The organism is Turicimonas muris (assembly GCF_002221595.1).
Classification (GTDB): Bacteria; Pseudomonadota; Gammaproteobacteria; order Burkholderiales; family Burkholderiaceae_F; genus Turicimonas; species Turicimonas muris.
On record NZ_NHMP01000014.1, the window covers coordinates 1 to 25,361 of the forward strand.

At 45.1% G+C, this 25,361-nt stretch carries 21 protein-coding genes; 6 read left to right on the forward strand and 15 right to left on the reverse strand.

The genetic code is table 11. From position 1 onward, the window contains the following. The first annotated feature begins 440 nt into the window (after nucleotides 1–440). Nucleotides 441–1,304 carry an RNase adapter RapZ gene (rapZ, locus tag ADH67_RS12595; protein WP_066594189.1) on the forward strand — a complete coding sequence of 288 codons (864 nt, stop codon included), beginning with the start codon at nucleotides 441–443 and terminating at the stop codon, nucleotides 1,302–1,304. Here the strand turns inward: rapZ and mutY are convergent. The 3 genes from mutY to ADH67_RS12610 are packed head-to-tail and all read right to left on the reverse strand — an operon-like array spanning nucleotide 1,293 to nucleotide 4,443. Beyond that, nucleotides 1,293–2,315 carry an A/G-specific adenine glycosylase gene (gene mutY / locus ADH67_RS12600; protein ID WP_066594190.1) on the reverse strand — a complete coding sequence of 341 codons (1,023 nt, stop codon included), beginning with the start codon at nucleotides 2,313–2,315 and terminating at the stop codon, nucleotides 1,293–1,295. The two genes, rapZ and mutY, sit on opposite strands and share 12 nt — an antisense overlap. A gap of 2 nt (nucleotides 2,316–2,317) precedes the next feature. After that, on the reverse strand, nucleotides 2,318–3,139 hold the full coding sequence (gene mutM, locus ADH67_RS12605; protein WP_066594191.1) for a bifunctional DNA-formamidopyrimidine glycosylase/DNA-(apurinic or apyrimidinic site) lyase: 822 nt from the start codon (nucleotides 3,137–3,139) through the stop codon (nucleotides 2,318–2,320). 20 nt (nucleotides 3,140–3,159) lie between these two features. Further along, nucleotides 3,160–4,443, reverse strand: coding sequence for a solute carrier family 23 protein (locus ADH67_RS12610; protein WP_066594193.1), 1,284 nt, complete (start codon nucleotides 4,441–4,443; stop codon nucleotides 3,160–3,162). Between the two features lie 200 nt (nucleotides 4,444–4,643). On the opposite strand from ADH67_RS12610, the gene ADH67_RS12615 reads away from it, so the two are divergent. After that, nucleotides 4,644–6,269 (forward strand): peptide chain release factor 3, encoded by a 1,626-nt coding sequence (locus ADH67_RS12615; protein WP_066594195.1) that lies wholly within the window; start codon nucleotides 4,644–4,646, stop codon nucleotides 6,267–6,269. Nucleotides 6,270–6,330: 61 nt separating this feature from the next. Here ADH67_RS12615 and ADH67_RS13285 read toward each other — a convergent pair whose 3' ends face one another. The 11 genes from ADH67_RS13285 to ADH67_RS12665 form a co-directional block, all read right to left on the reverse strand. Continuing rightward, on the reverse strand, nucleotides 6,331–6,507 hold the full coding sequence (locus tag ADH67_RS13285; protein ID WP_157108110.1) for a hypothetical protein: 177 nt from the start codon (nucleotides 6,505–6,507) through the stop codon (nucleotides 6,331–6,333). 272 nt (nucleotides 6,508–6,779) lie between these two features. Beyond that, nucleotides 6,780–7,787, reverse strand: coding sequence for an ABC transporter substrate-binding protein (locus ADH67_RS12620; RefSeq protein WP_066594197.1), 1,008 nt, complete (start codon nucleotides 7,785–7,787; stop codon nucleotides 6,780–6,782). Nucleotides 7,788–7,832: 45 nt separating this feature from the next. After that, nucleotides 7,833–9,044 (reverse strand): [FeFe] hydrogenase H-cluster maturation GTPase HydF, encoded by a 1,212-nt coding sequence (gene hydF, locus ADH67_RS12625; protein WP_066594199.1) that lies wholly within the window; start codon nucleotides 9,042–9,044, stop codon nucleotides 7,833–7,835. Nucleotides 9,045–9,132: 88 nt separating this feature from the next. Continuing rightward, complete coding sequence (locus ADH67_RS12630) at nucleotides 9,133–9,822, reverse strand: cytochrome b/b6 domain-containing protein (protein WP_066594201.1); 690 nt, start codon at nucleotides 9,820–9,822, stop codon at nucleotides 9,133–9,135. Beyond that, a complete protein-coding gene (locus ADH67_RS12635) occupies nucleotides 9,815–10,162 on the reverse strand; it encodes an iron hydrogenase small subunit (protein ID WP_066594202.1) in 348 nt (115 codons plus the stop codon). The genes ADH67_RS12630 and ADH67_RS12635 overlap by 8 nt, the downstream gene beginning before the upstream one ends. A 12-nt stretch (nucleotides 10,163–10,174) precedes the next feature. Beyond that, nucleotides 10,175–11,527 (reverse strand): [Fe-Fe] hydrogenase large subunit C-terminal domain-containing protein, encoded by a 1,353-nt coding sequence (locus ADH67_RS12640; RefSeq protein WP_066594204.1) that lies wholly within the window; start codon nucleotides 11,525–11,527, stop codon nucleotides 10,175–10,177. Between the two features lie 454 nt (nucleotides 11,528–11,981). Next, a complete protein-coding gene (locus ADH67_RS12645; RefSeq protein WP_066594206.1) occupies nucleotides 11,982–13,325 on the reverse strand; it encodes a coproporphyrinogen III oxidase family protein in 1,344 nt (447 codons plus the stop codon). A gap of 146 nt (nucleotides 13,326–13,471) precedes the next feature. Continuing rightward, nucleotides 13,472–15,304, reverse strand: a complete 1,833-nt coding sequence (locus tag ADH67_RS12650) for an AMP-dependent synthetase/ligase (RefSeq protein WP_066594208.1) — start codon at nucleotides 15,302–15,304, stop codon at nucleotides 13,472–13,474. A 238-nt stretch (nucleotides 15,305–15,542) separates the two neighbouring features. Continuing rightward, entirely contained in the window at nucleotides 15,543–16,085 is a 543-nt protein-coding gene (locus tag ADH67_RS12655) for a hypothetical protein (protein ID WP_066594210.1), read from the reverse strand. A 96-nt stretch (nucleotides 16,086–16,181) separates the two neighbouring features. Then, nucleotides 16,182–18,005 carry an ATP-binding cassette domain-containing protein gene (locus ADH67_RS12660; protein ID WP_066594212.1) on the reverse strand — a complete coding sequence of 608 codons (1,824 nt, stop codon included), beginning with the start codon at nucleotides 18,003–18,005 and terminating at the stop codon, nucleotides 16,182–16,184. Next, nucleotides 18,002–19,135, reverse strand: a complete 1,134-nt coding sequence (locus tag ADH67_RS12665) for a penicillin-binding protein activator (RefSeq protein ID WP_236578566.1) — start codon at nucleotides 19,133–19,135, stop codon at nucleotides 18,002–18,004. Before ADH67_RS12665 ends, ADH67_RS12660 begins: the two co-directional genes overlap by 4 nt. 1 nt (nucleotide 19,136) lies before the next feature. Here ADH67_RS12665 and rsmI point away from each other — a divergent pair, with 1 nt between their 5' ends. From rsmI to ADH67_RS12680, 3 genes are all read left to right on the forward strand, one after another. Further along, entirely contained in the window at nucleotides 19,137–20,045 is a 909-nt protein-coding gene (rsmI, locus tag ADH67_RS12670) for a 16S rRNA (cytidine(1402)-2'-O)-methyltransferase (protein WP_066594214.1), read from the forward strand. Between the two features lie 78 nt (nucleotides 20,046–20,123). Continuing rightward, complete coding sequence (gene ppk2, locus ADH67_RS12675; RefSeq protein ID WP_408058666.1) at nucleotides 20,124–21,341, forward strand: polyphosphate kinase 2; 1,218 nt, start codon at nucleotides 20,124–20,126, stop codon at nucleotides 21,339–21,341. A 169-nt stretch (nucleotides 21,342–21,510) separates the two neighbouring features. Beyond that, nucleotides 21,511–22,128 carry a response regulator transcription factor gene (locus ADH67_RS12680; protein ID WP_236578568.1) on the forward strand — a complete coding sequence of 206 codons (618 nt, stop codon included), beginning with the start codon at nucleotides 21,511–21,513 and terminating at the stop codon, nucleotides 22,126–22,128. A gap of 35 nt (nucleotides 22,129–22,163) precedes the next feature. Here the strand turns inward: ADH67_RS12680 and ADH67_RS12685 are convergent, their stop codons facing one another. Further along, a complete protein-coding gene (locus tag ADH67_RS12685; protein ID WP_158212648.1) occupies nucleotides 22,164–24,023 on the reverse strand; it encodes a sensor histidine kinase in 1,860 nt (619 codons plus the stop codon). Between the two features lie 242 nt (nucleotides 24,024–24,265). Here ADH67_RS12685 and ADH67_RS12695 point away from each other — a divergent pair, with 242 nt between their 5' ends. After that, the gene (locus ADH67_RS12695; protein ID WP_084081527.1) at nucleotides 24,266–25,285 is read left to right on the forward strand and encodes an amidohydrolase family protein; all 1,020 of its coding nucleotides are present in this window, start codon (nucleotides 24,266–24,268) and stop codon (nucleotides 25,283–25,285) included. Nucleotides 25,286–25,361: the final 76 nt, after the last annotated feature.

The window sequence follows — 25,361 nt, forward strand, 5'->3', positions numbered from 1 at the left end:
GGTACAGTTTAGAAAAGGCCCTGCGAACCGCATCTGGAACGTAGGGATGTTTACTGGAACCGCCTTGGTGCCGAACGGCATGCCAGGTGGTGTGAGAGGGACGGGTAATAACCGGCCCTACTCGATTCTTGGGATTAGGTTATTGTTCTTTCCTAAATTATTTTTCTTAGAGGATTGACTCACTCTTGAAACGAATTTTAACCACTTACAATTTTTCAATCATTTAGCACTTTCTCTTAGCTATAAACCCTTATATTTGTTTTCCAGCACGTCGCTTCAATCCTCTTTCTTTGCGTTAATGCCTAAGTTTTGGCGGTTTGACCAAACTTGGAAGAGCGAATTTGAAAAAGAAAGATATTACGAATTCTCAGAACCCTCTTCTTTCCCACTAATATATTCTTTTGGTTCTGTTTCGTACGGCGTATTCATTCGGAGACTCTATGCAACTTATCGTAGTTACCGGCTTATCAGGCAGCGGAAAATCCATCGCTCTTAATCAGCTCGAGGACAGCGGCTTTTATTGCATTGATAACCTTCCCGCTCCTTTTTTAGAACAAGTTGTTACGCATCTTCAGGCCATCGGCCGAGACAGAATTGCAGTCGCCCTAGATTCCCGCAGCGATCTTTCCATGGAAGACCTGCAGAAGTGTTTTACGACACTGGCACAACGCGGCGTGGATATGAGAGCTCTCTGCCTTACAGCATCTAATGATGCTTTGGTGCAGCGCTACTCCGAGACACGTCGTCAGCACCCGCTCTCTCAAAAGCCGGACTCCGCACCCGGAACTCTTGTTGAGGCAATCGAAAAGGAGCGAGAAATGCTCGACCCTTTCCTTCCCTTCTGTCATCTTATTGATACCACGGGACTGCTTCCGAACACCCTTCGCTACTGGGTAAGAAAGTTTGCAGACGCTAAAGAAGATTCTCTGATTCTGACTTTCGAATCTTTTGGATTTAAACGAGGAATCCCCTTGGCAAGCGATCTAGTTTTTGATGTCCGTTGTCTTCCGAATCCTTACTGGGAAGAAGAGCTCCGTCCCTACACAGGCAAAGATAAACCAATCATTGAGTATTTGCAGAAGTATCCGGACGTCGAAGAAATGGTCAACGATATTGATGCATTTGTCACTAAGTGGCTGCCGAAATACCGCGCTCAGAATCGTCACTATCTCACGGTTTCTATCGGCTGCACAGGAGGCCAGCATCGCTCCGTATATATTGCGGAAACCCTAGCAAAAAGGTTTAAAGAAAGGTACGATGGGATTGTCCTGCGTCATCGAACTCTCGATGCACTAGGCAAGTAAGATTTTTCCAAAAACTTCTTCCAACAGCAGCTTCTTGACGGGAGAAGGAATGCCTATTTGCTCTATGTCTTCTCTGCTAAACCATCCGCCATGATCGCTTTCATTTAGTTCAGCATCTAAAACATGAATGGGACTAGCCGTTAACTTGTAATGCGTAAACTCATGAAAGACCGTAGGCAGAGGAGTACCTTTACGGGTCAAATCATCTCCTTCCGGGAAGCTCCACAGATGCTTCCAAACACCTTTGCCGGTGCGCTTCTCCAACCACACGGCCTCTCCCCGTGTACAGACATACCAAAACGTATGGCGTACAGGTTTGGCTTTTTTCTTGGCTTTAATAGGATATTCGGCAGGACATCCTTCTTTGCCTGCTCGGCATAACTCTGAGACAGGACACAGCAAACACTTTGGGTTAGAGCGCGTACAAATCATCGAGCCTAAATCCATTAGTCCTTGGGAAAAAGCTCGTCCTTCTTCTTGCGGAAGATTATTTTCCGTTAAATCCCATAAGACTTTTTCAAATCCCGCTGTTCCGTAAACCTCGTTAATCTTAAAGAACCTTGCAAAAACTCTTTTGACATTACCATCGAGCATTGGAACTGGCTTATCGGTAACTGCACTGATAATGGCACCGGCAGTACTTCTTCCAATACCGGGGAGTTCCAGGAGTTTATTAAGTTCAAGAGGAAAGCGGCCGGAGAACTTTTCCACCACAGCTTTTGCACAAGCATGAAGATTTCGAGCCCTGCTGTAATAGCCTAAACCTGCCCAGTTGGCCATGACTTCATCTTCGCTTGCAGAAGCAAGATGTTCCACAGTAGGAAACCTTTCTACGAACTTTTGAAAATAGGGAATGACCGCTGTAACCTGAGTCTGCTGAAGCATAATTTCTGCAAGCCAGCGTCGGTAAGGGTCATGCGTCTTCTGCCAAGGCAAAGAATTCCTGCCTTCTTGCTTTTGCCAAGATATTAAGGCTATACAAGGAAATTTAATACCGTCAGAACAACTCATTCTTAATGCTGGCAATGAGGGCAGTAAAAAGTAGAACGGCCGTCAATCTGAACTTTTTTAATTAAAGTCCCACATTTCTTACAGGGCTGCCCCTCGCGTCCATAAACATTATTGTTCAGCGTGTAATAGCCGCTCTGCCCTTCCGCTGAAACGAAATCTCTCAGGGTTGAGCCTCCCAACTCGATGGAGGATTGAAGAACTTCTTTGACTGCGTCCGTTAAGGCTGAAACCCTTTTTTTAGAGATTCGGTTGGATTTTGTTTTGGGATGAATACCTGCCAAGAATAAAGATTCGGAACAGTAAATATTTCCAACTCCTACCACGATATCTCCTCTTATAAGGGAGGTCTTGATAGGCAGAGACGTCTGTCTCAGAGCTCCATAAAAGAATTTTGAATTAAAGTCTTCACTTAGAGGTTCGACTCCTAGTCTCTGAAGTTCCGGCATAGCAAAAGCCGACTCTTTATCGGGGAAATAGGCCACAAACCCAAATCTTCGAGGATCGTGATAACGCATTATCAGGTCCCCGAAAATTAAATCTAGGTGGTCATGCTTTTGAACCTCAACATCTGCTTGCAGGTAGACCCGCATAGAACCGGACATCCCCAGATGAGTCACCAGAGCTGAACGGTCAAAAAGCCAGATGAGATATTTTCCCCGGCGCTTAATGTCTTGAAGCGTCTGGTTGAAAAGAAGCTCCTCTAGGTCTGCTCTGAGAGGCTTCCGAAAGCGCGTTTCTCTGACAACGGCTCCGGTACATTTTTTATTTTTTAACTTTCTCAGTAAACCCAAACGGGTAACTTCGACCTCTGGCAACTCTGGCATTTGACTGCTCTAAGTATCGATTAGTAGTTCTCTTTGAGGGCAAAGAGAAGGTTAAGGCCGATGGCAGCTAAAGTAGCGGTACCGATACCGCCTAAGTTGAACCCGACAATAGTCAAGGAGAAATCTCCGGTACCCACAATCAAAGTAATTGCTACAACAATCAAGTTACGGGTAGTGGATAAATCAACCTTACTTTCAACCCAAATTCTGGCTCCGGCAGCAGCGATAAAGCCGAATACGACCACTGAAACCGCCCCCAGCAACGGTCCCGGAATACTTTGAATTACAGCCCCGAATTTAGGAGAGAAACCAAGGAGAATGGCAAAGCAAGCGGCAACCGGGAAAATAAGAGTGGAATACACTCTTGTGGCTGCCATCACGCCGATGTTTTCACCATAAGTTGTCACACCGGGACCGCCGGCAAAACCGGCCAAAATGGTAGCAATACCGTCACCGAAGAATGCACGGCCGATATAGGGGTCCAAGTTGCGGTGAGTCATTACGTTGACAGCTTTAATATGACCGAGGTTTTCTGCTACCAAGATGACTACCACCGGAACGATAAGAACAATTGCGTCAATGTCAAAGACAGGAGCAGTGAATTCCGGTACACCCAGCCAAGCAGCATTCTGGATGGCAGAGAAGTCAATCGGCTTTCCGAATCCCAGAACATTGGTCAGCATCCAATAAACGACATAGGAGATAAGGATTCCTACGATCATGAGAAGCTTCTGGAGGAATCCTCTCAGATAGACAGCTGCAAAACCAATAATTAACAAAGCTGCTGTTGCATACCAATGTTCGAAAGAGGTCGTACCCATTCCTTTAACGGCAACGGGGGCCAAGTTCAGACCAATGACCATTACGACAGCACCTGTGACAACAGGCGGCATGAGCCTTTCAATCCATTTGACGCCGGTTTTCATGACGATAAGGCCAATTAGAGCATAGACCACACCGCATGCCACCACGCCGCTCATCGCTATTCCGATATTCGGATTAGGTCCTGAGCCCGAATATCCCGTCGCCGCAATCACGACGCCGATAAAAGCGAAGCTGGAGCCGAGGTAACTAGGCACCTGTCCGCCGACAATGAAGAAGAAAACCAGGGTACCAATACCGCTCATTAAGACGGCAATATTTGGATTTAAACCCATAAGCAGCGGAGCCAACACGGTTGAACCGAACATAATGACTACGTGCTGAAGTCCCATAGCAATTGTTTGAGACAGAGGAAGGCGTTCGTCAGGCGCGATTACACCTTCTTGCTTTAGTTTCCAAGCGGGGAAATAGTTTTTTAGCATGATGGAAGTTAGAGAATGGCAATAATGGAGCTAATTCTAGTAGTTTTGACTTTTTATTTCTTTTGTTTTCAGAGGATTCTTTCACCTATAAACAAAGTTTATTTTTCTTTTTGAAACTTGTTGTTAGCAACAAATCCGTCTGAGACAAACGCTTGTTTTAAAATTCTTGTCTTTGTAATTTCTTTACATACAGGAACGAAATGGCTCAAACGAGTCCTCAATTAAGAAAAGAGGTAGAGACAAGGCGCACGTTTGCGATCATCTCTCACCCTGACGCCGGTAAAACCACATTAACTGAGAAACTGCTTCTTTTCGGCGGAGCTATTCAGATGGCAGGAGCCGTTAAAGGCAGAAAAGCCGCTAAGCACGCAACCAGTGACTGGATGGAAGTTGAAAAGCAGCGCGGCATTTCCGTTACCAGCTCAGTTATGCAGTTCCAATATCAGGATCATGTAATTAATTTGTTGGATACCCCGGGCCACGAGGACTTTTCTGAAGATACCTACCGCGTTCTCACAGCAGTGGACTGCGCTGTGATGGTTATTGATGCGGCAAAAGGTGTTGAAGCCCAAACTATTAAGTTGCTGGAAGTATGCCGTCTTAGAAAGACTCCGATTATTACTTTCATCAACAAGCTTGACCGTGAAGTCAAAGACCCAATCGAACTTTTAGGCGAAATTGAAAGCGTCTTAAAAATTGACTGTGCGCCAATCACTTGGCCGATTGGAATGGGTAAAACCTTCCGCGGTGTTTTCTCCCTTTTAGGCAACAAGCTTAACCGCTTTACTCCCGGAGGAGAGAAACTGACCAAAGATGTCGAAGTCATCGAAGGACTCGATAACCCCCGCTTGGACGAGCTGTTCCCTCTGGAAATGCCTTATGTCAGAGAAAGCGTTGAACTCATTGAGGGCGCAAGCGAGCCTTTCTCTCTTGAGAAATTCTTGAGTGGCGAGCAGACCCCTGTTTTCTTCGGTTCCGGTGTCAATAATTTCGGTGTGGAAGACGTTCTACAAGCCCTTGTAAACTGGGCGCCGATTCCACAGCCTAGAGACGGCGGTTCCCGAGAAGTTGAACCGGACGAGTCTAAATTCACTGGGTTCGTCTTCAAGATCCAAGCAAATATGGATCCGAAGCACCGCGACAGAATTGCTTTCTTCCGAGTCTGCTCCGGCGGCTATGAACCCGGAATGAAGGTTTACCATGTTCGTGACGGCAAAGACATGAAGATTCCGAATGCTCTGACATTTATGGCCAATGACAGAGTTAAGATGGAAAAAGCCGTCGCAGGCGATATCATCGGTATTTACAACCACGGGCAACTCCATATCGGCGATACACTCACCGAAGGAGAGCGACTTGGATTTACCGGAATTCCATACTTTGCTCCGGAACTTTTCAGAGCTGCACGTTCAAAAGATCCATTCAAAGCTAAACAGCTTCACAAAGGACTTAAAGAACTTGGTGAGGAAGGTGCAATTCAGGTATTCGAAGACGAACTTGGCAACCTTTATCTTGGTGCCGTTGGTCCTCTGCAATTTGAAATTGTGGCTCAGCGTTTGGCGACCGAATACAAGGTTGACGCTATTTATGAAAATACACCGGTTTCCACAGCTCGCTGGCTTACCTATCCGGACGAAAAGACAAAGAAAGAGTTTGAGACTGAGCAAACTCTTCGTCTAGCTAAAGATGCTGACGGCAACCCGGTCTACCTTGCAACAAGCATTTATAACCTTCAGACCACACAAAAACACTGGCCTGAAGTTGGGTTCCACACCACTCGAGAACACGGTCAGAAGCTAAAGCACAGCGATACTGACATTCTTTAGCGTGAAATAGAAAAGAGCGTTCGAAAAACATACAATCGAACGCTCTTTTTTCGGACCTTCTTCAAAGAGCTTCATTCCTTTCATTGGCTTGTTTTAACTTAGTCATGCATTCGAGATAAAGCGAGCCAATTATTTTTTGAGTTTTAGCGATACCGTATTTCTTTTGCGCCTGTAGCAATGCAGCATCTAGCAACTTATCTTCTTTTCCTTCTTCGATATCCTTTTTTACACAGTACATGAGATATTCATTTGTCTCTTCACTGCTTTCTAGCTAACCGAAAGCATTAAATTGTGTCGCCTTCATTTGATTTCTCTGCCTTTTCAACCATCGGGACAACGGCTAAGGTTAGTGCTTTCTACATATCTGCTTCTTGTGTAGATCTTATTCCTCTACATAGTAAAAGAATTTTTTTCTAAATCTCCTATCGCAAAATATATACGTTAACGCGCCTCTTTTTTCTTCTCCATAATTGAGCGTGTGTGCCTCAAACTATCCAGATTCCTCAAGAATTATTTTGTAGGCAAGACTTGGTTTATCCATTCGTCTGTTAACTCTTTTCTTTTTTCACCCTTCCAACTTAAAGGAACGTCCAGCGCTTTGATGTTTTTAAGGTTTAAAACCGGATCCGTAATCACAGCATCCGTTCTCGTTGGAACGTACTTAATGTTGTTTTTCAAAATAAAGTCAGCAAACTTAGGACTTGCGGCCCATTCAATAAACTTCTTGGCTTCCTCAGGATGTTTTGCGCCTTTTATAAGTCCCACTGCCTCTATCCCGAAAGTTACTCCTTCCTTCGGATAAGTAATTTCAACTCGATGGCCTAACTGTTTGATATCAAGAGCGTCAGGGAGATAGACGATGGCAACCGCCGCTAAATCTTGTCCAACTCTAAGAGCAGGCCAGGCCCCGCTTTTGGTGTACATCTGGACATTCTTATGAAGTTTCTTCTGATATTCAATGCCGGCCTCTTTACCGAATGCCCCGCGAATAGAAAATAAGCGTTCGGTTGCCGTACCGGATGTTCGGGCATCAGCAAGAATAAGCGAGTTTTTATATTTCGGGTCTAGCAAATCCATCCAAGATTGAGGTGCCTTCAAACCGTTTCTCTTTAAGAAATCAGAATTAGAAATAAAGGCCAGAGGCATGATGCCGATGCCAATCCAGGCGTGGTCAGGATCAATAAACTGAGACGGAATTGCCGATGCGTTTTTGGGCAAGAAGGGCTCTATGAGATTTTCTTTTTTGGCCGCCTCATAAATATCGGCAGGGCCTCCCAGGATTGCATCCACCTGAGGATTATTTTTCTCGGCTTGAACTCTGGCAAGAACTTCTCCGGCCGAAAGACGCAAGTAGTTTACTTTAATGCCTGTATCTTTTGAGAATTGAGCTAAAACCTCACTTGCATATTTATCAGGCATAGTGGCATACAGATTCAGTTCCGCAGCTAATACCGAGGATGCGAGACAAAAAGAAAACATGCTTACGGCGAATCCCGAAAGCTTCTCTGGAATTTTCATATTGTGGACTCCGTGTTCACATAGAGGAAGTTATATATACGGATTCTACTTATGAAATGGTGACAAAACGCGTCCTAAAATACCGTGTAAATATGCGATCGCCACCCCATAATTCACCATGGGTAAGGAATATTCCTTACTAACTTTTTGTCTGTAGAGCATGGCTCTGCGATTTATCATGCAGGCACCGCAGTGGATAACCAACTTATATCCGCTTAGGTCTGACGGGAAGGAGTCTCCCGTATACCATTCGATATCTAAGTCTCCTCCGACCTTCTGTTTCAGCCAACGCGGAATCTTTACGCGGCCGATATCATCGGCCTGGCATTGATGAGTACAGGCTTCAGCAATCAAGACCTTATCACCGGGCCGCAAACTCTCGATTGCCTCTGCGCCATTCACCAATTCATCCAAATTCCCTTTTTGACGGGCCATGAGAATGGAAAAAGAAGTCAGTCGAATGGACTCGGGAACGATTGCATTAACCTCTTTAAAAACTTGACTGTCTGTGACGACTAAAGCAGGAGGGACTTTCAGATTGTCCAACTGATTTTGAATTTCATCGACCTTGGCAACCATCGCTACTGCTCTGGCATCCAGGCAATCTCTTATAGCTTGAACCTGAGGAAGAATCAAACGGCCTTTAGGAGCCGCTGTATCAATCGGCACACAGAACAAAACAACATCCCCGGGGTTGACTAAGTCTCTCAAGAACGGGATATCTTCAAACGCTCTCGGTGCAACTTTAATGAGTTCTTCTCTTAGCTCATCAAAACCCTCTCCTGTTTTTGCACTGATGGGAAATACAGGAAGGCCGATTTCTTCCGAGATCTGATTAATTTGTTTGGGATCTAAAGTCTTTTCATCGACTTTATTGACGGCAAAAATAACTTGAGTTCCAAGCTCTTTAAAATCCTTCAACAAGGAGCGCTCAAAGTCAGAAACCGGTTGACCAGCCTCTAAAAGAATTACAGCCACATCGGTTTTTGACATGACTTCTTTAGTCTTGCCAATTCTCAGTTTTCCAAGGTCTCCTACGTCATCGATACCTGCAGTATCGATAATCATCACAGGTCCCAAAGGAAGGATTTCCATAGCCTTGTACACCGGGTCTGTAGTCGTTCCGGCTATATTGCTCACCAAAGCGATATCTTGTTTTGTCAGGCGATTGATGAAACTGGATTTTCCTGCATTTCTTTTGCCGAAGATTCCAATAAAAATTCGGTTTCCCTTCGGTGTTTGATTAAGGCCGGCCATAGACACTCCTTGATTTTGAATACCTGTAATTGTCCATGAAAAAAGGAGCCGAAGCTCCCTTTTTCATTGTAAATCTCGTGTGTTCAGATTACTTTTCAACAACCTTAACAACGTCTCTCTTCAACCATGTTGGAGAATGGTGTTCAGCGGCTTCATAAGAAATGTCGCCGGGGCCGACTCTCCAAATGCCCTTGAAGTGTTCCATAGAAAGAAGGGCTAATGGGATGTGAGCGCAAGTAACCATTGCTGTCACAACGATGCTGCCCCAAACGTGAGTAATGAACAACCAGTAGAAGAGTGTCTTACCAAGTAAAGGAGCACCTGCCCAAAGCAACCAGCCGGTAACGATCAAGTAAGCGATGGCTGCGATGAAAATGAGATAGCTCATCTTCTGACCGCCGTTGTATCTGCCCTGAGGAGGAACTTCTTCCGGGCCGAACGGGATCTTGAAGAAACGGCGTGGATAGCCACCGAAGTTTCTGAACCACATAATTGTGTTCTTGTCCCATTCCATGAGGTTCTTCATGGTAACGGCGAAACGATCAGGGGCAAACAAGATATAGCCAACAAAGTTAAGAGTGAAAAGAGCACCGAGCCAAATATGCCAAACCATCAAAAGGTTAGCTGTTTCGTCGGAGATAGCACCCATCATATTGCCGAAATAAACGATAACGCCTGTAAAGAAGAGTGCGTACCAGCAAATAGCGTTGATGGAATGGAAAACCTTGTCGGAAGTATGGAAGCGCAGAATACGAGCACCGCTTGCAGCATTAGACATGTTTGGTCTCCTTCATAGCTAACTGAGAACGTGGGAAGTAGTGTGTATGGTTCAACTCATACATTTCACCTTCAACTGGTTTGCCCTTCATGTCTTCATAGACTTTCCAGCAAACATCGTTTTCGTGAGAAGATGTAAGTTTAACCTTCTGCAAACGCTTGTCGTCTGCGTACAAGCCTTCTTGACGATCAAGAATGACTTTATTGCGGCCTGTGACAATCTTAGTAATAACGGCACCGGCAGCAGCTACAACAACAGCGCAAAGGCCTACTACCTTCAAGAAGCCGCGTCTGCCCAACAGTGCATCTGTATCTCTTTCTGTATATTGATATTTACTCATTTTTCCAACCTTTTAGAGTTTGACTGGAAGCGGAAGTGTCGGTGCGAGCCATGCGGAGCCGGAGCCTTGGAGAGGCTGACCGCCCCCGTTGACGCAACCGCCAGGACAGTTCATAACTTCAATGAAGTGCCAACGATCTTTATCTTCGTTGATGATCTTCATCACTTTCTTAAGATCTTGGAGAGCACCGTTAACAACAGCAACGCGAAGTTCGAAAATCTCACCATTCTTAGCCTTCAAAGGAATTGGAATAGTGGCTTCAACGAGTGAAGAATCGTAACCACGAACGCTGATGATGTCCGGATTAGTCAATTCTTTACCGGAAAGAATGAAGTAAGCTGTACGAAGAGCAGCTTCCATAACACCGCCAGATGCACCGAAGATAGTACCGGCACCGGTGTATTTTTCCATCTGCTTAACTTCGTGAGTTGTCGGCATTGTCAATGGGTTGATGCCTTTACGACGAAGAACTTCGGCGATGTCACGAGTAGTCAAGCTGTAATCGATATCCGGGAAAGCAGGAGTATCTTTTGGAATTTCGCCATGGGCGACATTCCACTTCCAGGCGTCAACGAATTCAGGACGGCTGGCTTCGTAAATCTTAGCTGTGCAAGGAGTGATAGAAACCAAGACCATGTCTCTCGGATCTTTCTTCCAAATATGCTTAGCACCCCAGCTCTTAGCCAAAGCACCGCCCATCTGAATCGGGCTCTTTGTTGTAGAGACGTGAGGAATAGCGCTGGCGAAATTGATTTCCATATTTCTAACCCAGCCAGGGCAGCAGCTTGTGAAGTGAGGAAGCGGATGGTGAGCCATCATATCAACTTCCGGACCTCTTTCTCCAAGAGCCCAGTATCTTACTTTCTTGATGAACTCAGTACCTTCTTCAAGAATTGTTTGGTCAGCAGTTTGGTTAACGTCGTAGTTAACGAAGCCGGCCTTTTCAAGGGCGTTCAGCATCTGATCTGTGCAGAGATCGCCCGGTTGGCCTCCGAATTCTTCCGCTAAAGCGACGCGAACTGCAGGAGAGGGATGTGCAACAACGAACTTCTTCGGATCATCCAAAGCTTTGATCACATCATCAACGAAGCTCATCTGCTCGATAGCACCGAACGGGCAGGCTACTAAGCATTGTCCGCAGCTTACACAAGCGTTATCACGAATCTTATGAATGGAACCAAGACCACCGTCGATAGCATCGACCGGGCAGAATTTTCTGCAGGTATCGCAACCTACACAGGTTTCTGAATTGATCTTGATGATTCCTCTTAATTCACCTTTGCGGAAATTCCCCTGATAGTCGGGACCATCTTCTCCACGGCAACCCTGAGGCGGCCGGAAAGTGACTACTTCCATAGTTGTCATTGTTTGCTCCATAGGCTTGAAATGGGTGAGAAGAAAATAGCCGACATCGCTGGGGTGTTATGTTAGAAGTTTTCCCTAGTAGGTTACAGTCGGCAATATCTCAGACAGGATTGTAAAAAAAGATCTGTTTCTAAACAACGGAACTAAAACGAATATCCTAAGGGTATACGCTTAAATTCCCGCCCCTTTTAACGAAATATTCGTGAAATCCCGCCTGAGGTTTAGTTTCGGTAGGTAATTTGAAATGCTATAGAACTCCTTTCTCAGATGGAATGGAAGTTGTGAGATTTCCGTAAGAAGTTCGGTTCTTTCTAAAATCTTTCTATTAGGAAAGCTCATACACGGCCTTACTGTTCCAACATGGGAAAAGCTGACATTTGTGCACAAACGCACGTTGTCGGCCAGTAAAAACTTAGAGAAAGAGTCGACTTCTTTTTCAACAAAGAAATACCGATTACATATCTTCTTCTTTCAGCGGTTTTCTCAATTCTGCACGGACATTATCCATTGCTGTGTAGAAGTCTTTCATCATTACCAGACCAAGGAGTTTTCCTCTATCAGTGATAATGAATTGATCCTTATCTTCCGGATTTTCTTTTATCGCGCCTGCAAGCTTAAGAGCCAACACTTCTTTCATTAAAGCCGTATCTAAACGAACGTTATGAACTTCTCGGAAGTATTTTCTAGAGAGACGGCCTGCAAACAAACCCAATAAGAGGCGATACTGGAGGATTTCGTGCTTAGAAAAAGTTCTCTTACGTTCTACACCGTCTCGGCCAGAACTGATACGCTCGTTGTATCTTCTCAAAGAGAATGTATTAACATACAAGGAATCACCTAAGAAGCTGAATGCGCCCGAACCAATTCCTAAGTATTCATCGTTGTCGATAACGTACTCGTCAAAACCTTCGTTATTGGCCTTACCAAAAGCCCAAGAAGAAAGCTGGTTGTAGTGAGGAGCAACCGTATCCAATATGATTCGGTATTGCTGAGCCATCACTTCCGGAGGAGATGCTAAAGAATCTTTGACGCTGCGCTTGGTCTGGCTTGTGACCATTAAAGGATAAGTCGTAATTTGTCTGGGAGACAAAGCTACTACTTTTTCCATATCGGAGCAGACGATTTCATCTGTTTGACCGCGGAAACCGAAAATCATATCTACGTTGCAGATAGGGAAAATCTCTTTGGCTTTCAGAATGTTCTCGTAAACCTCTTCCCCCGTTCCGAACTTGTCTCTTTCGATCATCTTTAGAATATTGTCATCGAAGCTCTGTACCCCTACAGACATACGGTCGACAAGCCCTTTGAGATAAATAATATCCGGATTGGCCATAACCTGAGGATCAGTTTCACAAGAGACTTCGCCCATTGACGGAAAAAGCTTGCGGGCCAATTCAATGGTCTTGATCAGTTCGTCCATCAAAATAGTGGTAGTACCCCCACCGACATACATGGACGTAAAGTTGTAACCCAAGTCATGAACCATCTGCATTTCTTTGCGAAGGTTCACAAAGTACTCACGAGCTTTGTATTCTTTGAATAAGAACCGGTGAAAAGTACAGTAAGTACATAACGTATTGCAGAACGGAACGTGTGCATAAAGCATGTACTTGTGTCCGGGCTGCGGTTTCGGAAATTCCTTAAGAATGCAAGGATCCAAAACCAAATTTTTGTCCAATTGGTACTGCATTACTTTTTCCGTACCATAGATCATCCATTGCGGAGCCATGGCCTCGGAATGTAATTTCTTTTCACTGCCTTTGTAGGCAGATTTAATTGTTTCAGTTGATGCTTTCATATATAACTTTTAGATTTTGGACAAAATTATACTTTTTTGATATTGCCAACAGTATTTCAACAAAAAGATTAACCGTTCTGGAAAAAAGAGCTCAAAACCTGACTCAATCGAGCTTCCAAAATCACGAAATTTTCTCTGCCTTCCGATTAACGCCGTGCACCTTTATACATACTTTCGATGACTGTTCCGTATTTGGCCATCATGTTCTTTCGCTTAAGCTTCAAAGTTGGTGTCAGCAACTCCTTCTCGATTGTCCATGGTTCTAAAGTGAGTGCGACATTCTTCGGAACAGCGTATGCAGGAAAAGCCTTACACAGCTTTTTAACCTGTTTGAGAATGTATCCCTTAACTTCGTGAGACTGAAGCGATTCATTGTTTGTAGGATCTACGCCAATCTTCTCGGCCAACTCCACCCACTTATCCTTGTCTAAAGACAGAAGTGTTGCAATGTAAGGACGTCCGTCTCCGACTGCAAAACATTGGTTAATCAAAGGATCACATTCGATGGCGCTTTCAATGTCAACCGGAGAAATTTTTTCTCCCGTTGAAGTAACAAGAATCTCTTTGATGCGTCCCTTAATCCGCAGCCTTCCCTCGGAATCAAACTCTCCTTGGTCACCGGTATGAAGCCAACCGTCTTCGGTTAAGGCTAATTTGGTGTCTTTTGCTCGATTCCAATACCCTTGCATCACAAGGTCGCCCTTCACAAGAATTTCGTCTTTTTCGCCGATCTTGACCTGAACATCTTTGAGAAGTCTTCCCACTGTATTCGGATCATTATCTTCGACTTTATTTCCGCAGATAATGGGGCTGGTTTCGGTCATTCCATAACCTTGAATAACCGGAAGGCCAAGACCGCAAAATACTTTAGCTACCTTTTCATTGAGGGAGGCGCCCCCGCTGATAGCAACTTTTAATTGTCCGCCGAATTGATCCTGCAAGGTCTTTGAAATTCTCTTCTGAAATACTTTGCCCAAGTTTTTATCAAAAATGGTCGAGAAACCTCCTTCGTAGGGAATCTTGTTCTTTCTGCAGAAATCTCTCCAGCCGACATTAACACCCCAACTGAATAACTTCTGAGCGATAGGGCCTTTCTTCTTCAAGGCTTCTTGAAGTTTGCCGTAGATTCTTTCGTAGACTCTTGGAACAGAAATTAGAACGTCCGGTTTGGCAATCTTGAAATCATCAGCTAAATATTGAAGAGAACGATTGAAGATGATCGTGCTTCCGGTCGCTAGAGCAAGGTAATAACCGGCGGTCCTTTCAAACATGTGAGATAACGGAAGGAAGGACAAAAATTTTGCGCCGATCTCCGGTCTGACATGAGCAAGAGTAGATCGAACATTGCTGGCAATATTTTTATGAGAGAGCATTACTCCTTTTGGCTTTCCGGTAGTGCCGGAGGTATAAACGATGCAAGCCAAGTCGTGCTCAGTAGGCGCCGGAGGCAGAATCTCTTTTCCTGTTACGCTGTTAAGCCAATCTTTCAAGGTTTGAACGATATCGACTTTCGAGAGAGTTTCTTCCTGAGTAATAATTACCTTCTTTAATTTACTCAAATCGAAGCCTGCTTTTTGGATTTGCTCCCACTTCTCTAATCTGTTAGTAATTAAAAAAGAAGCCTCGCTATCTTGCAGGATGAAGGCACTCGATGCCGGAGTGTCGATCGCATGAAGAGGAACAGGAATCAGCCCATTAGCCATAGCGGCTTGGTCAAAACAAACCGCATCCACTCCATTGGGCAGAAGCATAGCTACTCTGGATCCCGGGTTAATTTGACTCGCTGCAAAAGCTCGCTGCCATTCTTTAACTTTATTCGCGACTTCTTGATAAGTATAAGAAATCCACTTTTTCGTGGATTTATCGAACTCACGGAGAGCCTCGTCTTGCGGTCCTTTTTCTACTCGATTTTGAAAAAAATCACATAATGTATGTAACGAATCTAACGCACGGGCACGTTCTTCTTTTGTGTCTGTCAAGACCTTCTCCTACACTTCTCCTATTTTCTCTCTTAGCTTAAGAGAAATTTTACTTTTACAACGGGCAAAATTTTAAGGGTATTTACTTATGTTTTCGTTATTCCGAAATAAAGATCAGGATCAGTGTCTCTCCAACTCCAATCCACCGGAAACCTTTGAAAACTTCAGCCATGAAAAATGACCGCTTTACCTAAAGACAGAGCGGTCATATTCTTCGACAATCAATATTACATTGGTTTTACGGCACCGTTGTTGCCTGCCATCCTGACGGACATTCCGTCACGTAAGGATAGAAGTTCTTAGATGCTTGGCACCAATACATAACATTACCTGAGCCGACTGACGGGGTGACGGTAACCGGAGGAGCCACTACTACAGGAGGTGCGACCACTGCAGGAGGGGAGACTACTACCGGCGCAGAAGGCACAATATAGTTAGGGGGCACATAAGTCGGGGTAGGCGGCACATAGACTGTTGTCGGAGGAGGCGTACTAACAGAATTAGCAATTGCACCTGCTACTCCAAGTCCTAACCCTATCGCCAGAGCACCTCCTAAAACGTCGGCACCCCAATGATGTCTTGGCGGTCTGGGACCCGGACCAGGCCTAAAGCCGGGACCTGGGCCTCCGGGTCCAGGACCGGGTCTGAATCCTGGGCCAGGACCGGGTCTAAAACCGGGTCCTCCAGGGGGAGGTCCGGGCGGTCTTGCTAAACCGTCTGTACAGAGCGTAAAGGCGCAGCAAGCAACAAAAGCAAGCTGAACTACTGTTTTAGTTTTCATCCTTGCCCCCTTGTGAAGTTAAATAATTACTTCCAATTGTGCACTTGTTTGAAAGACTTGAACAGCCTTAGCGTCCAAATTAAACAATCTTTACGATTAATTTTTAGAGAAAGAGGCCTTCTTCTGATCCAGCTCTTCCCATCGAGCGTACTTCTTTTCCAATAGATCCGAGATTTCCGCCATTCTCTTATTGGCGTTAGCAAAGAAATCAGGCGTTTTCTTTTCCGAGCCCTCCCCGCTCATCGATGCTATTAGTTGTTTCTGTTCTTCTTCCAGACTTTCAATTTCGGACGGAAGCTTCTCCAACTCCTTATTTTCCTTATAAGAGAGTTTTGTAGGCTTTCCTTTTTCCCTTACTTGAACAGGTTTGGGCGCCGGCTTCTTCTCCTCGGCAGGTTTCTCTAATTCTTCTCGATGACGAAGCCATTCTTCATAGCCACCGACATAAGAAGTCCAGACTCCTTTACTGTCAGGAGCAATCACAAAGGATGCAACATTGTCCATGAATGTCTGGTCATGGGACACAAGAATAATAGTTCCTTGATAATTGCTCAAAGTATCTTCGAGCATTTCTAAGGATTCAATATCCAAGTCATTAGTCGGCTCGTCCATAACCAACAAATTCGCCGGTTTTGCAAAAAGTTTAGCTAAGAGCAAACGATTTTTTTCGCCGCCGGACAAACTGGAAACTTTGACATTGGCACGATGAGGAGGAAACAAAAAGTCACCGAGATAACCGATAACATGCTTCCTTTGACCGTTGACTTCAACCCAGTCAGAACCCGGAGAGACAGTCTCAACCAAAGTTTTCTCCGGATTAAGCTCAGCGCGAAGCTGATCAAAGTAAGCCACTTCCAAGTTTGTTCCCAGACGAACCTTACCGCTAGTTGGCTTAAGCTTGCCAAGAATAACCTTAATTAAAGAGCTCTTACCAACGCCGTTTGGCCCAATCAAGCCAAGCTTATCTCCCCTCATTAAGCGGAGATTCAGATTTTTAATAAGGGTTCTATCTCCGAAACTCAGACAAACATCTTCAAGTTCGGCAACCATCTTTCCGCTTTTTCCACCTGCGTCTAAAGCAAGCTTAGCGGTCCCTATGCGATCTCTTCTGGCTTCACGTTCTCGTCGAATCTGCTCCAGCCTCCGTACTCGGCCTTCATTTCTAGTTCTGCGAGCTTCGATGCCCTTGCGAATCCAGACCTCTTCCTGAGCCCAAAACTTATCGAACTGACTGCGGGCTTTTTCTTCGGCCTCAAGCTCTTCATTTTTTCTTTTTTCGTAAGCTTCGAAGTTGCCCGGATAAGTTCTCAGGTCTCCGCGATCCAGCTCAAGGATTTGCTGAGCAACTTTATTTAAGAACGAGCGGTCATGAGTAATAGTCACAAGTGTCCGGTTCTTTCGAAAATTACTGAGAATAAGCTCTTCGAGCTTAAAAATAGCATCAATATCCAAGTGGTTTGTAGGTTCGTCCAACAAAAGAAGCTGCGGTTCCAATGCAAAAGCCAGAGCTAATGCTCCTTTTTTCTTCTCGCCCCCCGAAATACTTTCAGGGGATGCATCTGCATTCAGCCCAAACAAATGGATATATTCATTGAGCTTTGAAATGACCTCCCAACGGTGCACTTCATCGCTTATCTCATCAATCTTTCCTCTCTTGAGCAGTGCATCGTAAACGGTCACTGCTTCCGGATAGACCGGGTCTTGCTCGACATAGATAGCTCTTAAACCCTTAGCGACGTTTCTCTTTCCCGCATCTAATTTTTCGACTCCGGCCAGAACTTTCAGCAAAGAACTTTTCCCGGTTCCGTTACGGCCGATAAGTCCAAAGCGCTGACCTTCCTCAATAGTCAAATTAACTTTGTCGAGCAAAGGAGCATCTCCCCACGCGAGGTGGGCATCTTGTAATGTCTGAAGAATCATAGCCCGGCCTCTTCCGCGCTTTCTTCAAAGGCCACATCATCGGCCAAGTCCCGCTTTGGAGTAACAACCGTTTTGTCCAGAGTTCTCTTTGCACTGCTGCTGGTCTTCTTATCGAAATGAATCTTTCCGCTCAAACCATCTTCAAGATCAATTTGATCATGCCATTCAAGCCAGCTCTTTCCGAGAGCCCATGCATCCACACCTACCGCAAAAAGATGTCGGTCATCGCTGTTGAGCTTAAGAAGGATGGGCCTGTATTTCAAATAATTTTGATGACTCAACTGCGTAATCGCAGGTATTTCTAATGTCACCATACCGGTTAAATCATTGGCCTGTGTCTGGGAGGTCATCACGTCATTGGTTCTATACGGATTGGTGTAGCTCGTGCCGAATACCGGCAATTCCGGAGGAAGATACGGCCGGATGAGGCTAGCCTGCTGCGGATTCATAGCGAAAAAAGCCCCTCTAAAGCTTTTCCCTCTCATCTCAGTCCTCAAATAAGAAATTTGTTCGGTACTTACGTGGCGTATTTCACCGACTGAACCATTTTTACTTAACTCCTGCACAATAGCTCTTGCAACTCTTTCGTCATAGCTATTGGGAGTAGCCAACACCACAAAAGCTCCAACGGGATTTTTAGCAGTATTATCAAGGGCTACTTTAACTAATTGTTCAACTTCGCTTTCGATAGCTACGTCGATGCTCATAAAAAGCTCAGGCTGAACGGCAGAATCAGTTTTGTTGATGGCCACAACCGGAAGCGGAAGATAAGGAAGGCTTGCGATTTTGTCTACGGAAGTCTTTAAAACCGGCCCAATCATCAACATTGCTTTCGTATCAGCTGCATGATTAAGAACATCCAGGACGTTGCCTGATTCGCTTATTTCATATTTAACAAGCTCATAGCGATCCTCGTCTTCTTTAAATGCTGCTTCCACTCCATTGATTAAAGGAGCAGTTGCGGCCGCAAGGCTGCTGTTCTGAGGAGGCACCATCAACCCGACCTTTATTTTCCCCGTCGGTTCTGAGGGTGATACTGCCGCTTCTTGAGCGTTAACCAAGTTCTGACCCATTAATGAGAGTAGGCTTAATGTAACGAAACAAACTTTGTTCAAAAGTGTAGAGGACACAATGGACTCCGTACCCAACCAATTCGAAAACAATATTTTATTTACTGAGACACGATTAGCAAGTCAAGATTTTCCGGCTCCTGCACTTTATGTAGTTGGCCTTCCGATCGGAAACTTTGCTGATATCACGCTGCGCGCCCTTTGGACCTTAAGCTTGTGCGACAAAGTCGCTGCCGAAGATACAAGAGAGACTAGTAAACTGCTTCAAAAGTTTAGTCTATCTAAAGAATTATTCCCCGTTCATCAGCATAATGAGCAGAATGGGGCTTCTAAAATCCTTGGCTTCCTTGAGGAAGGCCTGAGGATTGCGCTAGTAACCGATGCGGGAACTCCGGCCATCTCTGATCCCGGCTGCAAAGCCGTCGATACAGTTCAAAAAGCAGGATTTCCCGTGATTCCTATTCCCGGCTCCAGCGCGGTAGTGACTGCCTTATCGGCTGCCGGCATGGCCCCGGAAGGTTTTATCTTCCACGGATTCTTAGACAGCGGTTCTAAAGAAAGATTAAAAACAATAAAAGAACTTGTTGATACGGGAAGAACCTTTGTTCTCTATGAAGCTCCTCACAGAATGGAGAAATTAGCTAAAGAATTAGCCCTAACGGTTCCTCCGGAAAGGAAGATTGTCGTCGCCAGAGAGCTTACAAAGAAATTTGAAGAAATTAAAGGGTTCACCTCAGAAACCATCGTGGAATGGTTTGCCTCAAAAAAACCGGCAGGAGAATTTGTGGTTATCATCAATGCGGATACCTCTAAGAAGGAGCAGTCTCTAGATGAAAACACGCTAAAATGGCTCAAGCACCTCTCCCCCCTGCTTCCAACAGGCGAGCTGAGTGCGATGGCTCACGACATCACAGGCGTCCCCAAAAAACGAATTTATGATGTCCTTCTGCAACTTAAAAAGCAGGATTAACAATTACTAAAGAGCATTGTAGTTGACGGGGGAATTTCGTTTTATTATTTTCACGGGTCCAAATTTTCAATTAAGGAGATGAACTTGTCTTCGAACGATAAAAATAAAGCCAAGGCTAACGAAGCTGAAGTCCTCAATAAAGAAACAACTGCAGAAATGGAAAAAATTGCTGCCGAAGGTCCTTCCGAAAGTGAAAAAATCGGAACCACTATCGAAAGCATTTCATCCTCTCCGGTAACTTCCGAAACCGAGGCAGAAGAGTACGTGACAGAACAGACTTTCTCTGCCGCAACTGAACATGAGCTGCAAGCCTTAATTGCCATTCTGGACGGGGAATCACCGACAGATCGCAAATCCATTTTGAAAGCTCTCGTCCGCAGAGAAAAACTCAAAGAAGCTCCGGCCAACTTAAAAGATAAAAAAGACGCTTCTGAAGATGAAGTAAACGAAGATTGGAGAAAAGGCGGCTATCCGTACAAGAACCGTATGAGCCGCAAACTCTACGAAAAAGAAAAGTATCTTTTGCAGGTTGAGCTTCTCAAACTCCAATCTTGGGTTAAAGAAACCGGACAAAAACTCGTCATTCTTTTTGAAGGACGCGATGCGGCCGGCAAAGGCGGCACAATCCGCCGTTTCATGGAACACCTGAACCCCCGTGGCGCTCGTGTGGTTGCTCTTGAAAAACCGACTGACCGTGAACTCGGCCAATGGTATTTCCAGCGCTACATTCCGCATCTTCCGACCAAAGGCGAAATCGTACTTTTTGACCGTTCCTGGTACAACCGTGCCGGCGTCGAAAGAGTCATGGGTTTCTGCACTAACGAGCAGTACATTAAATTCATGCAGGAATGTCCGGAATTTGAAAGATTCCTCACCCGCAGCGGCATCTATCTGATTAAGTTCTGGTTCTCAGTCAGCCGCAAAGAACAGCGCCGCCGTTTCAAAGAACGCCAAGTCCATCCCTTGAAGAGATGGAAACTCTCTCCGGTTGATATGGCTTCTTTGGATAAATGGGATGACTACACCCGCGCTAAAGAAGATATGTTCTTGAGCACCGATACCGTAGCTGCTCCATGGACAGTCATTAAGAGCGACGATAAGAAGAGAGCCCGTTTAAACGCGATGAGATATGTACTTCACTCCTTACCGTATACCGGCAAGGATGCAGCGGCCATCGGCCCGATCGATCCTTTAATCTTAGGACGTGCCAACACCATTTATGAAAAAGGCGAGCACAGCGATATTCTCCTGCAGCTCAGCAGCAATATCGGAAGTGTTAACAAAAAAGACAAATAAGCTTTCTTGACGCACAGAGAGGTCTCACTTAAGGGACCTCTTTTCGTTTTCTGCCATCGTATCTCTTCTATCAACTTCAGGTTTACGATAGTCAGTATCGCGAATATTTTCTCTTCATCTTAGAATTATTCGATACATCTTAGATCCCAACACCTCAGGAGTAACCGCCATGACTCAGCCGGATGTTCACGAAATTATGGTTGTCCGAATTGTCGATGACGATGAAGAGCTTCTGACTTCTTTCCGATTCTTGCTCGAAGGAGAAGGCTGGTTTGTACGCATATACAACAGTGCGGAAAGTTTTCTAGAGAAAGACAACTTTAATGTTCCGGGCTGCGCCATTGTTGATATCCGAATGAACGGCATGAACGGATTGGAGCTGCAAGATACGTTAAATGCCCGGGGGATCAAACTTCCTTTGATTTTTCTGAGCGGACATGGAACCATCGAAGACGTAGTAGACACGCTCCAAAGCGGTGCCGTCACATTTTTATCCAAACCGGCATCTTTAGAAAAACTTCGAGAAGCAATCAGCAAAGCGATGGACTGCGCTTCTGAAATTAATGAGCAAAAAAGCGATATTCGCAATTGGCACAGCCTTACAGGCAAAGAGAAAGAAGTAGCCAGGCTCGTCAGTCAAGGACTTCTCAATAAGCAAATTGCCGGAGAATTAGGAATTGCCGAGCGAACTGTTCAGACGCACCGCACCATGGTGTACCGCAAGCTCGATGCTAAAAACAATATTGAGGTCTACAAAATACTCAATCGGCTGAATCTCATCAATTAACTGAAGATTAACCTTCCAAGCTTTCATACAAAAGCTCAGCCTTTCTCTTGTGATTTCTCTACCGACCTGCCGAGTTGGACCACAATGGATAAGCCGCAGAGTTCAGCCGCTTCTATTCTGACTGAGCCCCTATGTCTTTCGGCTATAGCACGGACAATTGATAAGCCGAGCCCAAGCCCATCTTTTTTTGATGTCTGAAGCGGATGCCGTAAGTTCTTAATCTGCTCTTGAGTCAATCCGTGACCATTATCAGTGAAGGTCACTTTGACTACACCTTCAGAATCCTTTTCTGCTGAAATTTTTATCTCAGGATTTGACTGAGATTCCATCGCCTGAAGCGAATTTTTTAGGATATTTAAAAAACAAATGGAAAGCTCGAACTCATCTCCGTCGATTTCTAGATCCGGAGAAATCGCTTTGATCAATTTGACCTTGGGATGCTTTAGCTGAAAGTCTCCTACCACCTTATTTAACAGAGCAGAGACGTTTGTCGGTACTCGCTTCAACGGTCTATTCTTCGAAAAGCTCTGTACATGTTCAATGATATCTATCGCCTTCAAGACGCCGCCTTCAATCTTCTGCATCACAAAAATCAGCGTTTCCTGTGGAATCGGCGCAGATCCATGTTTTTGACGCGATAAAAGACTCTGCGCATAGTTCTCAATAACGGTTAAAGGCTGTTTCAGTTCGTGAGCTACCATTGAAGACATAATGGAAACGATGCTTGCTCGTTCCCAAGCTTCAACTTTGCGTTCCATTGCCCACTGTTTTTTTAGACTTTCTTTGACTAAGGATGTCTGTTTTTCAACCTCTCGGACAACTAATCTGTCATGAACAAAGAGCGCAAGCAATAACAAGAGGACGATTAAAGCCGGGTATCGAGCTTTCCAAATTACATCTGTCCAGCTCTCCGGCTCAAAAGAGTCAATGAGATCATCATGAGATCTCTTTAAAAGTGCGTAGACGTCTCTTAACGAAGCCGGATCCGTCCATTCTCCAAAGGTACTTAAAGAACGATCGTTCTTTAAGGTTTCGATCACTTTCCGATTTAATTCTTTAGGGACGCCAGGGGCTGCCATAAGGCTCCACGCCGGATAGAGCTCCGAAGTAGATAAGCATTGAGTTTCGGAGAATGTTCTTGGCTCCAAAGGCCTAACGACCTCCTGTAATTTCCCAGGCAGTCTTTCGTAATGACATCCTTGCAGGATAGCTGCGGAAAGCTCTCCTTTTGTAAGGGCCCTAATCATCTCTATATCGTTATCGAACGATTGAATTCTCTTGAAGAAGTCTTGCGGTGAATATCCGAGAGCGGTAACCTCACCTACCGCGGTCTTCCATCCGGCCATACTAGAAGAAGAGAGACGTCCGATTCTTTTACCCGCCAACATGTCAAGCTTCCGGATATCACTATCTTTATTAACCACAATCAAACTACCCGACAGCTTTCCTGCATTGCTGCTGACATTATTCTTGAAAGAAAGCAGATGGTCATAATGCAGATACCGTTCAAGAACCGACGCCATATCACTATTAGTAAAGACAAAATCCGGCGGATTGCGTTTAATGGCTTTCTCGAGCTCAGAACGGCTAAAGCTGAGAACCTCCCAAGGACGCGTGCCTAATGCACTAACCAAGCGGTTAACAGATTCCGGAATATAAAACTGTGAGTTGCCGGCTTCAGCTTTCTCTAAGTAAATCTCAACCGGCAGTTCTTCTTGTTTCTTTTCTCCTTCAATTCCTCTTGCCGCCGCTCCCGATGCATAAGCGAATTGCACTATACAAACAGAAAAAACAAAGCAGACGGCAACTCTCAAAAGAGGAATCTTTTTAGAAAGCCAAAGCAACACAGCTTTCTTTTTACTCAGACTGCCGACAACAATGTCAAGAAATCTCAAACAACGGTTCATACGGGACAGATAAGGACAAAAGTCAAGTATATGAACCTCTTATAGAGCCGAATCCTTTGAAACGGAAGCGCTTTTAGTAGAAACCCTCTGACGTATTTACGCTGCCTAAGCTCACGATGTGCAGTTTCAGGCTCCTTTTTAAACTTTCTCTCAAGTTTTGAGAAACGCTTCTTGGATTCAGCAAAAAGAAAACGCTCTCTCGCATTCAGCAATATTCTTAGGAGACTCAAATGAAACGTCGTACATTCTTTGCATCAACAGTTGCAGCAGCTTTCGGAACCGCTTCCGCTCTTGCCCAAACACCAACACCAAAGTTCCAATTTCCTGAAAACGTTGATGAAAACGCCATTAACCCTCCTCCGGGACAGGTTCCTTATCGTTCCAACATTCCGGTTTTCGATTTCCGCATTCGTCCTCCATACAAAGGCTATATGAACCTCGGCATCATCAAAGCCTGGAGAAACATCCCGACCGGACCTCGCCAGATGAGACCGACAGGCTTTGAAAGACGTCACGTTGAAAGCGTTGCGAAAGCTGACGTCAACCTGATGGTTAAAGAAATGGAAGAAGCCAACGTTATCGGCGGTGTTTTGATGGGACGCGAGACTCTCAATCCAGTGTATGGCGGCGTACCTAACGAAGATTTGCATGAACTGTGCGAAAAATTCCCTGGCAAATTCGTTGCTTTCGCCGGTATTTGCCCGCACGATCCGAAAGCTCTTGAAAAAATGGAATACGCCATTAAAACATTAGGCATGAAAGGCGTCTCCTTAGATCCGGGCTGGTGTGATCCGGCTATTCATGCTTACGACAAGAAGATTTATCCAATCGTTGATTTAGCAGCTCAGCTGAATGTTCCGGTTGCTTATGCGATGAGTGCTTACACCGGACCAGATTTGACCTATACGGATCCTTCCAAGATGATGCCTCTGATGCAGCAATACAAGAACGTTAATTTCGTTTTATGTCACGGCGCATGGCCTCATGTTCAGGAAGTACTTGGGTTGGCTGCCGTATGTCCGAATCTCTATATCGTTCCGGATGCTTATTTCTACGTCCGCAACATGCCATTTGCTGAGGAATTCGTAAAAGCAGCCAACTCTTATATGAAGTACCGCATGCTCTTCGGTACAGGCTATCCAATCCGCGGATTCGAACAATGCGTTGAAAACTGGAGCAATCGCGGTTTGACTCCGGAATCTTTACGACTCAGCTTGTTTGAAAACGCCAAGTATCTGCTCAATCTCTAATTTTCGCTGAACTCCTTGGGGGCCGGAGCGAGACCTGCCGCTCCGGCCGCAACCCTACACTTATAGAGAATTCATC

What these genes read in the sequence shown, in the direction of transcription:
- rapZ (WP_066594189.1), top strand. Translation starts at nt 441, where the DNA reads ATGCAACTTATCGTAGTTACCGGCTTATCAGGCAGCGGAAAATCCATC.
- mutY (WP_066594190.1), bottom strand. Translation starts at nt 2,315, where the DNA reads ATGAGTTGTTCTGACGGTATTAAATTTCCTTGTATAGCCTTAATATCT.
- mutM (WP_066594191.1), bottom strand. Translation starts at nt 3,139, where the DNA reads ATGCCAGAGTTGCCAGAGGTCGAAGTTACCCGTTTGGGTTTACTGAGA.
- ADH67_RS12610 (WP_066594193.1), bottom strand. Translation starts at nt 4,443, where the DNA reads ATGCTAAAAAACTATTTCCCCGCTTGGAAACTAAAGCAAGAAGGTGTA.
- ADH67_RS12615 (WP_066594195.1), top strand. Translation starts at nt 4,644, where the DNA reads ATGGCTCAAACGAGTCCTCAATTAAGAAAAGAGGTAGAGACAAGGCGC.
- ADH67_RS13285 (WP_157108110.1), bottom strand. Translation starts at nt 6,507, where the DNA reads ATGTACTGTGTAAAAAAGGATATCGAAGAAGGAAAAGAAGATAAGTTG.
- ADH67_RS12620 (WP_066594197.1), bottom strand. Translation starts at nt 7,787, where the DNA reads ATGAAAATTCCAGAGAAGCTTTCGGGATTCGCCGTAAGCATGTTTTCT.
- hydF (WP_066594199.1), bottom strand. Translation starts at nt 9,044, where the DNA reads ATGGCCGGCCTTAATCAAACACCGAAGGGAAACCGAATTTTTATTGGA.
- ADH67_RS12630 (WP_066594201.1), bottom strand. Translation starts at nt 9,822, where the DNA reads ATGTCTAATGCTGCAAGCGGTGCTCGTATTCTGCGCTTCCATACTTCC.
- ADH67_RS12635 (WP_066594202.1), bottom strand. Translation starts at nt 10,162, where the DNA reads ATGAGTAAATATCAATATACAGAAAGAGATACAGATGCACTGTTGGGC.
- ADH67_RS12640 (WP_066594204.1), bottom strand. Translation starts at nt 11,527, where the DNA reads ATGACAACTATGGAAGTAGTCACTTTCCGGCCGCCTCAGGGTTGCCGT.
- ADH67_RS12645 (WP_066594206.1), bottom strand. Translation starts at nt 13,325, where the DNA reads ATGAAAGCATCAACTGAAACAATTAAATCTGCCTACAAAGGCAGTGAA.
- ADH67_RS12655 (WP_066594210.1), bottom strand. Translation starts at nt 16,085, where the DNA reads ATGAAAACTAAAACAGTAGTTCAGCTTGCTTTTGTTGCTTGCTGCGCC.
- ADH67_RS12660 (WP_066594212.1), bottom strand. Translation starts at nt 18,005, where the DNA reads ATGATTCTTCAGACATTACAAGATGCCCACCTCGCGTGGGGAGATGCT.
- rsmI (WP_066594214.1), top strand. Translation starts at nt 19,137, where the DNA reads ATGGACTCCGTACCCAACCAATTCGAAAACAATATTTTATTTACTGAG.
- ppk2 (WP_408058666.1), top strand. Translation starts at nt 20,124, where the DNA reads ATGAACTTGTCTTCGAACGATAAAAATAAAGCCAAGGCTAACGAAGCT.
- ADH67_RS12680 (WP_236578568.1), top strand. Translation starts at nt 21,511, where the DNA reads ATGACTCAGCCGGATGTTCACGAAATTATGGTTGTCCGAATTGTCGAT.
- ADH67_RS12695 (WP_084081527.1), top strand. Translation starts at nt 24,266, where the DNA reads ATGAAACGTCGTACATTCTTTGCATCAACAGTTGCAGCAGCTTTCGGA.